This is a genomic window from Citrobacter sp. wls757 (genome assembly GCF_005280935.1).
Taxonomy (GTDB): domain Bacteria; phylum Pseudomonadota; class Gammaproteobacteria; order Enterobacterales; family Enterobacteriaceae; genus Citrobacter; species Citrobacter portucalensis.
Genome location: NZ_SZWU01000049.1, coordinates 77216 through 89041, shown reverse-complemented (window position 1 = coordinate 89041; position 11826 = coordinate 77216). Strand labels below are relative to the sequence as shown.

General features: G+C 51.7%; 9 protein-coding genes. 3 read left to right on the top strand and 6 right to left on the bottom strand.

Annotation, left to right across the window (positions count from 1 at the left end):
* A partial coding sequence (locus tag FDW94_RS12740; RefSeq protein ID WP_249358475.1) for a non-oxidative hydroxyarylic acid decarboxylases subunit C occupies positions 1–1325 on the top strand: 1325 nt, incomplete at its 5' end.
* Between the two features lie 10 nt (positions 1326–1335).
* Positions 1336–1572 (top strand): non-oxidative hydroxyarylic acid decarboxylases subunit D, encoded by a 237-nt coding sequence (locus FDW94_RS12735; protein ID WP_137377689.1) that lies wholly within the window; start codon positions 1336–1338, stop codon positions 1570–1572.
* A 93-nt stretch (positions 1573–1665) separates the two neighbouring features.
* On the opposite strand, the gene mutS is transcribed toward FDW94_RS12735, so the two are convergent.
* The 3 genes from mutS to FDW94_RS12720 all read right to left on the bottom strand — a co-directional run bounded on the left by mutS (position 1666) and on the right by FDW94_RS12720 (position 5737).
* Positions 1666–4233, bottom strand: coding sequence for a DNA mismatch repair protein MutS (gene mutS, locus FDW94_RS12730; protein ID WP_048236664.1), 2568 nt, complete (start codon positions 4231–4233; stop codon positions 1666–1668).
* A gap of 206 nt (positions 4234–4439) precedes the next feature.
* Positions 4440–4952, bottom strand: coding sequence for a hypothetical protein (locus FDW94_RS12725; protein ID WP_137377688.1), 513 nt, complete (start codon positions 4950–4952; stop codon positions 4440–4442).
* Positions 4952–5737: a winged helix-turn-helix domain-containing protein gene (locus FDW94_RS12720; RefSeq protein ID WP_137377687.1), complete on the bottom strand. Its 786-nt coding sequence runs from the start codon at positions 5735–5737 to the stop codon at positions 4952–4954. Before FDW94_RS12720 ends, FDW94_RS12725 begins: the two co-directional genes overlap by 1 nt.
* 455 nt (positions 5738–6192) lie before the next feature.
* Between FDW94_RS12720 and FDW94_RS12715 the strand changes: the two genes are divergently transcribed.
* A complete protein-coding gene (locus FDW94_RS12715; RefSeq protein WP_008785664.1) occupies positions 6193–6798 on the top strand; it encodes a helix-turn-helix domain-containing protein in 606 nt (201 codons plus the stop codon).
* A gap of 41 nt (positions 6799–6839) precedes the next feature.
* On the opposite strand, the gene FDW94_RS12710 is transcribed toward FDW94_RS12715, so the two are convergent.
* The 3 genes from FDW94_RS12710 to FDW94_RS12700 form a co-directional block, all read right to left on the bottom strand.
* Positions 6840–8213: an HlyD family type I secretion periplasmic adaptor subunit gene (locus FDW94_RS12710; RefSeq protein ID WP_137377686.1), complete on the bottom strand. Its 1374-nt coding sequence runs from the start codon at positions 8211–8213 to the stop codon at positions 6840–6842.
* Positions 8200–10392 carry a type I secretion system permease/ATPase gene (locus FDW94_RS12705; RefSeq protein WP_249358472.1) on the bottom strand — a complete coding sequence of 731 codons (2193 nt, stop codon included), beginning with the start codon at positions 10390–10392 and terminating at the stop codon, positions 8200–8202. Before FDW94_RS12705 ends, FDW94_RS12710 begins: the two co-directional genes overlap by 14 nt.
* Before the next feature lie 89 nt (positions 10393–10481).
* Complete coding sequence (locus tag FDW94_RS12700) at positions 10482–11825, bottom strand: TolC family outer membrane protein (RefSeq protein ID WP_137377684.1); 1344 nt, start codon at positions 11823–11825, stop codon at positions 10482–10484.
* Between the last annotated feature and the right edge of the window lies 1 nt (position 11826).

Below are 11826 nucleotides of genomic sequence, written 5' to 3'. Positions count from 1 at the left end.
CAGCCAATGCGACCGGGCGCATTGGTGACGGTGCGCCAGCGCTGTGGTTTGACAATATTCGTGGTTTTACCGATGCCCGCGTGGCGATGAACACTATTGGTTCGTGGCAGAATCACGCCATCTCTTTAGGCCTGCCGCCAAATACCCCAGTGAAAAAACAGATTGATGAGTTTATTCGCCGTTGGGATAAATTTCCGGTTACGCCGGAGCGTCGCGCCAATCCGGCGTGGGCCGAAAACTGTGTTGATGGTGATGAGATCAACCTGTTTGATATTCTGCCGCTGTTTCGCCTGAACGATGGCGACGGCGGTTTCTATCTTGATAAAGCCTGCGTGGTGTCGCGCGATCCGCTGGATCCGGACAACTTTGGCAAACAGAACGTCGGCATTTATCGTATGGAGGTGAAGGGCAAACGCAAGCTTGGCCTGCAGCCGGTGCCGATGCACGATATCGCGCTGCACCTGCATAAAGCCGAAGAGCGCGGTGAAGATCTGCCGATTGCCATCACGCTGGGTAACGATCCGATCATCACCCTGATGGGGGCCACGCCGCTGAAGTACGATCAGTCGGAATACGAAATGGCGGGAGCACTGCGTGAAAGCCCGTATCCGATCGCTACCGCGCCGCTCACCGGCTTTGACGTGCCATGGGGTTCAGAAGTGATCCTCGAAGGGGTCATTGAAGGTCGTAAGCGTGAAATCGAAGGGCCGTTTGGCGAGTTTACCGGGCACTATTCCGGTGGACGTAATATGACGGTCGTGCGTATCGATAAAGTCTCTTATCGTACCAAACCGATTTTTGAATCGCTGTATTTGGGGATGCCGTGGACGGAGATTGACTACCTGATGGGGCCGGCAACCTGCGTACCGTTGTATCAACAGTTGAAAGCCGAATTCCCGGAAGTGCAGGCGGTGAATGCCATGTATACCCACGGTTTGCTGGCAATTATCTCCACCAAAAAACGCTACGGCGGCTTTGCCCGCGCGGTGGGGCTGCGCGCAATGACGACGCCGCATGGCCTGGGTTACGTGAAAATGGTGATTATGGTTGATGAGGATGTTGATCCGTTCAACCTGCCGCAGGTGATGTGGGCGCTGTCTTCGAAGGTCAATCCGGCGGGCGATCTGGTGCAATTGCCGAATATGTCGGTGCTGGAGCTTGATCCGGGTTCCAGTCCGGCGGGGATTACCGACAAGTTAATTATTGATGCGACCACGCCGGTTGCGCCGGATAACCGTGGGCACTATAGCCAGCCGGTATGCGATTTACCGGAAACGAAAGCCTGGGCAGAAAAACTGACCGCCATGCTGGCCAACCGTAAATAAGGAGTAGCAGATGATTTGTCCACGTTGTGCCGATGAACATATTGAAGTGATGGCAAACTCGCCGGTAAAAGGTGTCTGGGCGGTATATCAGTGCCAGCATTGTCTATACACCTGGCGTGATACTGAGCCGCTACGCCGTACCAGCCGCGAGCACTACCCGCAAGCGTTTCGCATGACGCAGAAGGATATTGATGACGCACCGATGGTGCCGAGTATTCCACCGCTGCTGGCAGAAGATAAGCGCTAATACAACTCGCCGGGTGCGGCTTTGCCTTACCCGGCCTACATATAGCGATATTTTGAAGGCCCGATAAGCGTATCACTATCGGGCATTACGGCGTTACACCAGACTCTTCAACCGGTAGATCCACTCCAGCGCCTGGCGAGGCGTTAGCGAATCCGGGTCGAGATTTTCCAGTGCTTCAACGGCGGGCGACGTTTCTTCCGGAGCTGACAGGAGCGACATCTGTGTGCCGTCGACCTGGGTCGCAGCAACATTCGGCGCGATGCTTTCCAGTTCGCGCAGTTTTTGCCGCGCGCGTTTAATAACCTCTTTCGGCACGCCTGCCAGGGCTGCTACTGCCAGACCATAGCTCTTGCTCGCCGCACCATCTTGTACGCTGTGCATGAAGGCGATGGTATCGCCGTGCTCTAACGCATCAAGATGCACATTTGCTACGCCTTCCATTTTCTCCGGTAACTGAGTCAGTTCGAAGTAGTGGGTGGCAAACAACGTTAATGCTTTGATTTTATTGGCCAGATTTTCCGCGCACGCCCACGCCAGCGACAGGCCGTCGTAGGTGGAGGTGCCGCGTCCAATCTCATCCATCAGCACCAGGCTGTTCTCGGTGGCGTTATGCAGAATGTTGGCGGTTTCGGTCATTTCTACCATGAAGGTGGAACGACCGGAGGCCAGATCATCCGCCGCGCCCACGCGGGTAAAGATGCGGTCGATAGGCCCGATCTCCACTTTCTGCGCCGGAACGTAGCTGCCGATGTAGGCCAGCAGCGCAATTAACGCAGTCTGGCGCATATAGGTACTTTTACCCCCCATGTTCGGGCCGGTGATAATCAGCATCCGTCGCTGAGGCGAGAGGTTAAGTGGGTTGGCGATAAACGGCTCGGTCAGCACCTGTTCAACCACCGGATGACGTCCCTCGGTAATACGAATACCAGGCTTGTCGGTGAAGGTCGGGCAGGTGTAATTCAGGGTATAAGCGCGTTCCGCAAGGTTGACCAGTACGTCCAGCTCTGCCAGCGCACTGGCGCTTTGTTGCAAATCAGCCAGGTGCGGCAGCAGCATGTCGAACAGCTCATCGTACAGCTGTTTTTCCAGCGCCAGCGCTTTGCCTTTTGATGTCAGAACTTTGTCTTCGTACTCTTTCAGCTCCGGAATAATGTAGCGTTCGGCGTTTTTCAGCGTCTGGCGACGCACATAGTTAATCGGCGCCAGATGACTTTGCCCGCGACTGATCTGAATGTAGTAGCCGTGAACGGCGTTAAACCCAACCTTCAGCGTATCAAGGCCGGTGCGCTCGCGCTCACGGATTTCCAGTCTGTCCAGATAGTCAGTTGCGCCATCAGCCAGCGCTCGCCACTCGTCCAGTTCTTCGTTATAGCCCGGGGCGATGACGCCACCGTCGCGAACCAGCACAGGTGGAGCTTCCACTACGGCACGTTCCAGCAATTCACGCAGCTCAGCAAACTCACCCATTTTCTCGCGCAGCATCTGTACGGGGGCACTGTCTACGCTTTCCAGTTGTGCGCGCAGTTCCGGTAATTGCTGGAATGCATGACGCATACGGGCCAGATCGCGCGGGCGCGCGGTACGCAGGGCCAGACGTGCAAGGATACGTTCAAGATCGCCGACCTGACGCAGCACGGGTTGCAATTCACCGGTGGAATCCTGTAGCGCGCCGATGGTCTGTTGGCGCTCAGTGAGGACTCTGGTGTCACGGACCGGCATATGCAGCCAGCGTTTGAGCATACGGCTGCCCATCGGCGTCACGGTGCAGTCGAGTACTGAAGCCAGCGTGTTTTCAACACCGCCCGCCAGGTTCTGGGTAATTTCCAGATTGCGGCGCGTGGCGGCATCCATAATGATGCTGTCCTGCTGACGTTCCATGGTGATGGAACGAATATGCGGTAGCGAGGTACGCTGGGTATCTTTTACGTATTGCAGCAGGCAGCCAGCCGCGCATAATCCACGCGGGGCGTTTTCTACGCCAAAGCCAATCAGATCCCGCGTGCCAAACTGCAGGTTTAGCTGCTGGCGAGCGGTATCGATTTCAAATTCCCATAGCGGACGACGACGTAATCCGCGACGTCCCTCAATCAGTGAAGTTTCAGCGAAATCTTCGGCATACAACAGTTCAGCGGGATTGGTGCGCTGCAATTCTGCGGCCATGGTCTCGCGGTCGGCGGGTTCGCTAACACGAAAACGCCCGGAGCTGATATCCAGCGTTGCGTAACCATAACCTTTACTGTCCTGCCAGATAGCGGCCAGCAGGTTGTCCTGGCGTTCCTGTAACAGTGCTTCATCACTGATGGTGCCTGGCGTGACAATACGCACCACTTTGCGCTCAACTGGACCTTTGCTGGTCGCCGGATCGCCAATCTGTTCACAAATAGCGACGGATTCACCCTGGTTGACCAGCTTGGCGAGGTAGTTTTCTACCGCATGGTGAGGAATGCCCGCCATCGGGATTGGCTCGCCCGCAGACGCGCCGCGTTTGGTCAGGGAGATATCAAGCAGCTGAGAAGCACGTTTCGCATCGTCATAAAAAAGTTCGTAAAAGTCGCCCATGCGGTAAAACAACAGTATCTCCGGGTGCTGGGCTTTCAGCTTGAGATACTGCTGCATCATTGGGGTGTGGTTCGTGAAGTCCGTATCAAGTGACTCTTTCATATCGCTTTTGCTCTTTTTTTAATCTTTTTGGGGACCTGGGCAGTCTCACGTGAGCCCCTGGAAACTCACATAAACCCACAAATTTGTCATTCGAAAGCCGCCTGATGGGCAGTAACGACGAGCGTTGGCTCTACCTGAATGGTCTATCTTATCACCGACAACGACCGAGATTCATCCGTAGGTTTTGCCGCCAGGGTGCTGACGGATTATTGATTTTCCGGCAATGAATAATTCTGGCAGTACAGATAGGGGATCCCCTCTTTGGTAATCAGGTATGTCTCGCTGTTCAGCGCAAAAAAATCGACGTTGGATACGCTGGTGTTGGTCAGGAAAAAATCGGGGAGGAGTTCCTGAATAAGGCTGGCGGGAGCCGTTTCGCGATTGGAAATTTGGATTTTCTGTGAAATCCAAACCGGGCTTGAGCCGTAGCTGGATTGTGTAAAAAGTACCATGCGTTGCACGGTTTGCTCATTATTTTCGGCATCTTTGATAATACCATCAATATTCACAATACCTTTACTGCCCCCGGTTTTAATATCAATAATCCCTCGGAACGAGCTTGTATTGCGTACAATTTCGATGGCAGAGCGGCAGGTGAGATCATGTAACTCGCCATTGTTCTTACTGTACCGATAGACGACAGTAAGAATAAGCGCAGCAAAACAAAGCAGCAGGATAATACCTGTCTGGATGCGGGACGTTCGGGGATATAAGTTCATTAGCTATCATACCGTGGGTAATATACCGACTGACAGGCATTTTCTTGCCTGGCTTTTATCGGTGAGCGACACACCAGTACGGACAGTTTCTTAGACTCAGGATAGGTCGTGATATAGATAAATTTATGGCTCTGACACAGTCCTGGGTTTTTGTCGATAAACGCGGTATGCCGGGAGAAATTACTGGCATCGTTATTGAAATAATACTGACAGCCAGTGGGTGCTTTATCCGCAGCGATATAGCCGGAGAAATAATCATCGCTGGCTTGCCACGGATATAATATAAGCACACAAATTATCAGGGTAAGTGCCAACATTACTGTTTCTGCAGCCGTTATCAAAGGTTGACGCGGTGTGTCAGCCAAAAATTCCTCAATGGTGGCATCTGGCGCTAAGGATTCTTCAGCAGAAGCAGAGTTTTCCTCCGGTGTTTCAATGACCTGAATATCAAACTCTTCTTGAATGATCAGCCCTTTGCGGGGGATCGTTGTGATCAGCGGTTGTTCAAGCTCCAGCTGCAGTAAGCTTTTACGCAACGAGAGAATGCTTTGATAAAAGGCGTTGAAACTCACCTGCCGGTGATTTTTACCCCAACCGAATTCCAGCAATTCGTTTTGAGAAACCACTTGCCCGCGATGTTGAATAAGTAATAAAAGACATAACGACGCTGAGTGTTTGAGTTTTATCCGCTGATTGGGGTGATCTACCCGCGCCAGACATTGTGTGGCTGGCGTAAATATTATTCTATTTTCAATCAGATAACTGACATTGCCAGTCTCAGACATATTGTCTCTACTCTTGATGATGCGTCTAGTGGTCGTTTAGTCATGATACCACTGAGCCTATAAAGACCACCAGCATGGACCTGATCCCACAGCGAGAACCGCGAAGTGTTGCAATTTGGTATCATGATATAACAAGAATGATAACTTTTTAATGAAAATAAAACCCATTAAAATCAATTGATTGTATCTTTTTGGCTACTCTGCAAAGAACAGAAAGATGAAAAAATGTCGACAAAGATGATTGCCATTAATTCTTTATGGACAGCGCCATATACTGCCTGACACCACCACGCGAAAACAGCATGAACCTTAACGCGTCAATGGCACCAGGGAATGCCGGTGGTAGATGTAGATGGGAATAAATGTCAGCTTGTTTGCGAGCTGACATTTATTTTTAGTGCCGAGTAAATTTAACCATCTTTTTGACTAAGCCATAATTTGCGGTAGAGAGTCCCATGTTCCAGAAAGAAATTGAAAATGCTGTAGTGCTCGTTGGCGATGAAATGAAGAAGTCGGATAATGCCTGGCTGTCGTTACGTAAAAAACGTCAGCGTATTGATTTGAAGACCGATGGACAAATCTTATTTCTGGAGAAAGGGACTGTCTCTGTTTATCGTGTGGAAAACGATTTAGTCACGGTGAGTATTTCTGCACCTGCTATTCTCGGCCTGCCACAAATGCGTACGGAAGTGGCTGGCCACTATTTGCGTTGTGATACCGATTGTGAAATGTGGGCGATGAGCGTCCAAAATGCCGATCACCTGTTTACGACCAAAAACTTATGGAAGCAGGCGTTTGATATCTTAACGCATCATCTTCAACGTTATTTTCAGCGTGAAGCGTTGCAGTCGCACCGTACTATTCGTGAGCAGATAATTGAACACGTAAAATATATCTGGTCGATGGAGCCAGAGGTTCGCGAGAAAACATCCGTGTATACTTTTATTTTGACCCGTAACCATATTTCACGTAGTGCCATCCATAAGGTGTTACAGGAGCTGGTTAATGACGGGAAAATCACCCTGAATCGTGGAAAGCTCTCTTTTTGCACGCCGTTATAAATTCATGCGCTCCCCGGCAAAATGTAAGGGAGCGCAACCGATCAACGTTCTCTGAGTGCTTCCGCGCGTGCGCGAATAATCGGTTTTAACAGGTAGCTCAGAATCGTTTTCTTGCCGGTGAGAATATCGACGCTCGCCACCATGCCGGGAATGATCAGCATCGGATGCTCTTTTGTTCCCAGGTAATTTTTATCCGTCTGCAAACGCACAATATAAAAGCTTCGCCCCTGCTTATCGGTAACGGTGTCCGGGCTTATCTGCACTACTTCGCCTTGCAGACCGCCATAAATGGTGTAATCGTAAGCGGTAAATTTCACCATCGCATGTTGACCCGGATGGAGGAAGGCGATATCGCGCGGCTGGATTTTGGCTTCGATTAACAGTTTGTCATCCAGCGGAACGATTTCCACCAGATCGCTGCCCGGTTGAATGACGCCGCCGATAGTATTCACCATCACCTGCTGGACGATACCCCGCACCGGTGAGGTGACCATGGTACGGTTCACCCGATCCTCCAGTGCTTTAACGCTTGCCTGGGTTTTACTCAGATTGGTGCGAGCTTCATTGAGTTGGGCCAGCGCATCGCTCTGGAAACGGCCACGGCTTTCACCGATTTTATTCTCAATCTCTTTAATTTCTGACGTAGCCTTGGGCAGCGACAGGCTAATAGAATTGAGCTGCCCGGCGGTTTCCACTTCGGTACGACGCAGTCGCAGCAGTTCGACTTTTGAAATGGCGCCTGAAGCGAGCAGCGGCTCGGACATTTTGATTTCCTGACGGATTAACCCGAGGCTGTGCTTAAACTGATCCTCCTTTGACTCAAAGTCGCGCAGTTCCTGTTTTTTCTGCACCAGCTGTTCTTCGAGCCCGGAAATTTCGTTGTGAAATTGTTCCCGGCGGCTGTTGTACAGCTCGGTTTCTCCCCGGGCGACTTCCGGCGCCTGGCTGGCTATCTCGGGTGAAATCACAAAATCCCGGTTTTCAACCTCAGCCGTCAGGCGTTCTACCTTGGCGCGCAGACCGAGTTTGTCGGCTTCAGTTTCACCCACGTTGGAGGCGAAGCGCGTGTCATCTAGGTGCAGTAGTGGAGTTCCGGCGTTAACGATTTGCCCTTCATGCACGTACAGCTCGGTGACAATTCCCCCTTCCAGGTTCTGGATTTTTTGCAGTTTTGATGAAGGGATCGCTTTGCCTTCACCGCGTGTCACTTCATCAATTTTTGCAAAACCAGCCCAGATGAAGGACAGCACCACCAGCGCGAGGATCACCCACAACGTCAGTCGTATCACTCTTGGGGCGTCATCAATTATGGCCTGACTAACCTCATTAATACTGTCGGTTTGATTTTCATCACGACCGCGAAAATAGTGCTGCATATAGCTGTGGGCACGAGTCAGGAGATCAGCGAGACGCATTAATTTGCCCCTTTTTCAACGCATCCATCACTACCCCTTTCGGACCGTCTGCGATGATGCGACCTTTATCAACAATAATCAGACGGTCAACCAGCGACAGCATGGAAGCGCGATGCGTGACCAGTAATAACGTTTTTCCCGCAATACAGGGGGCCAGCGCGTGTTTGATCTTCTCTTCGCTGGTGTTGTCCATCGAACTGGTGGGTTCATCCAGTAGCAGGAGAGGGGGATCAAGCAACAGTGCGCGCGCGAGCGCCACCGCCTGCCGTTGCCCACCGGAAAGCTGGGAGCCGCGTTCGCCTACCTGCAGGTTATAGCCGTCGGGATGCAGGCGTGCGAATTCGTTGACGCCAGCCAGTTCTGCCGCTCGCAGCATGGTTTCGTCATCGACATAGCGCGCTCCGCACAGCAGGTTATCGCGCAGCGTGCCGTTGAATAGCTGGATGTCCTGTGGCACGTAGCCGATGCTGTGGCGCAGATCGTTCACATCCAGTTGACGAGAGTCGATACCATCGATCAGCAGGTTCCCGGCGCTCGGCTGGTATAAATTGACGATTAGTTTACTCAACGAACTTTTACCGGAACCGCTGCGCCCGATAATGCCGATGCGCTCACCGGGCTGAATGGTCAGGTTAATTTTGTGCAGCGACAGGTTTTGTTGCTCCGGATAGCTGAAATCCACATCGCGAAATTCAATACTGCCCTGTAACTGTTCACGCTTGAGTGGGTTTTCATCCGCACGGCGCTCCTGTGTCAGCGACATCATTTTCTCAGTGTTTTTGATGGTCAGCTTCGCCTGCTGATAGCGGGCGATAAGGCCGGTGAGCTGACCCAGCGGCATCAAGGCGCGACCATTGAGCATGTAGCAGGCGATCAAGCCACCCATACTCAGTTTGCCGTCGATAATCATGTACACCCCGACGATGATCATCACCACGCCTGAAATTTGCTGGAACCAGCCGGTGAGGTTGCTGGCCAGGCTGGACAAGGTTTTCACCCGCAGTTCGAGACGGCTCAGGCTGCCCAGCGTTTGTTCCCACTGGAACTGGCGTTCGCTTTGGGCATTATTCACTTTGATGGCATCCAGACTGCTCAGGGTTTCAATCAGTAGCGCCTGGCGTTCGCTGGCGAGATTCATGGTTTTTGCCACAGCAGCGTTGACCGGCTTTTGTAGTGCCCAACTGCACAACAGGGCAATCGGTAATGTCAGTACCGGGATCCATGCCAGCGCGCCGCCGATAATGCCAATAACAATTAGCAGTAACAGGGTGAAGGGCAAATCGATAATCGTCGTCAAAGTGAGGGATGAGAGGAAATCACGCAGTGACTGAAACTCGTGAATGTTTTGTGCAAAGCTGCCCACGCGTGCCGGGCGCTCTTTCATCTCCATACCGACAATGCGCTCAAACAGGGTTGAAGAGATGATGAGATCGCTTTTCTTACCTGCAATATCAAGGCAGATACCGCGCAGCATTTTTAAAATCAGATCAAAGACAAAAGCCAGGCAGATGCCGACTGCCAGCACCCATAGTGTGACCGTTGCCTGGTTTGGCACGACGCGGTCATACACATTCATGGTAAAGAGCGGTGTGCCGAGCGCAATCAGGTTGATTAACAGACTGGCCAATACCGCATCCATATACAGAAAACGTGACAGCTTCAGCGTGTCTTTAAACCAGGATTTGGTACGCGGCAGAAAGGCCTCTGCCTGCAAATCGAATTCGTGGCGCGGATGCGCAAAAATGACTTTGCCCGCATAGTTTTGCTCAAGCGTGGCGGCATCAACGCAAATTTCCCCACCTTCGCTTTCGCTGGGCATAAAGCGGGCGCTGCCGTCATCGTTCCATGCCAACAACACCCCGGTTCCCCCTGCGTTCAATAACAAGACAGCAGGCAGAGACATTGCCGGAATTTTATCGAGCGTGCGCGTGACGACTCGCGCCTTTAAACCGGCCCTTGCCGCTGCGCGTGGAAATATATTCAGCGTGAGCCGATCGTTTTCTAATGGCAGGCCACTGCTTAATGTTGAACGACTCGCCGGTTTACCGTGCAGAGAACACAGAATCAGTAAGCTATCTAATAACGGGTCGTCATTATGGCTACGTGGGTCGTGATGTTGAGAATTAGGACGAGCGTAATTCTCAGGGACGTCATTTAATAATTCGGCTTGTGCACTCATTTTCGCAACCATTCTGACCGTGCACGGTTAAATAATAGCAAGCTAATTATAAGCGTGCAGGTCAGGGATTTATTGGGGATTAATAATTATTAATGAAGTTCCGGTAAGCTATTTTCTTCTGCTGAATCTACCGGTTGCCCCGAAGGCGGCGGTGTGATTTTTAGAATATTCATTAATTCCCCGGTGCGTTCGCTAATACGATAGCCACTGGTCATGGCCAGATAACGTAATTCAACAAGACGGCGTTTAGAGGAGAACACTTCATTTTCACTATCGAGTAAATCCAGCAGCGTACGCTCGCCAAGACTAAATTGATCCTGATAAGCCGTGCGTACTTTGACGCTGCGGTCAGCGTATTCTTCCGCCGAAGGAATCTGAGCGCGTGCGTTTTGCAGTGCGGTCCAGGCCAGGCGCAGCTCCTGATTCAGCTGGCGCAGTGTGTTATTACGTACATCCTGAGCCTGCTTGTGCAGATAAGCGCGGGAGTTCATGTTGGCTTTGTCGCTGCCGCCCTGGTACAGGTTGTAGTGCAGTTTTACCATCGCTTCCCACTCTTCGGTGTGTGCGCGAGTGGTATCGGTGTTGTTGCTAATCCCGCGGGAAAGCTCAACGTCTACACGTGGATAGAAGGTTGATTTCGACGCTTCATACTGCTGGTGCGCAGCTTCGATATCCGCATTGGCAGACTTCAGTAATGGATTATTTTTTTCCATCCGACTTTTGGCATCTTCCAGCGAGGTTGGCAGCTGAGAGTCAATGCTTTCTGGCTGGCTTAAGCCCTGCGGATCCATGCCCGTCACGCTGACAAAGGTGGTTTTCGCGTCTTCAAGGTTAGTCTGCTCGGTCAGCAGGTTGTTTCGCGCCTGCGCCAGACGCGCTTCGGCCTGCATAAAATCCCCGGAGCGCCCAACGCCCTGATCGGTACGCAGTTTTATCTGGTCGTAAATGCGCTCGTGGTTCGCCAGATCGTCTTCAGCAAGGCGAACAAACTCTTCGCGTTGCAGCACGTCGAAATAGGCCTGAATCACCGCATAAGCGGTGCTTTCACTGGTGTTCATCACACCATAGGCGCGTGAGTCAACGGTCGCTTTTTGTCGCGCCACTTCGCTGTTGGTCGCAAAGCCGTTAAACACATTCTGCTCGAGGCTGATAGTCGCCTCGTTAGGTGATTGAGTCAGACCGTTATTGCGCCCTGTAGCGCGGGTAGTTGCATCATCAACATTTTTGCGCCCGGCCTCGGCATTTAAATTCAGTGATGGCAAATAGCCACCTTGTGCCGCCCGCAGATCTTGCTCCGAGGAATAACGGCTATTTATTGCAGCATTAACTTCAGGATGATTCGCTAATGCATCTTTAACGGTATTTTGTAAGTCTTCTGCGTTTACTGCATTTATTGAAAAACATGAAAGCAGAAAAACTAAAAACTTCTTCATG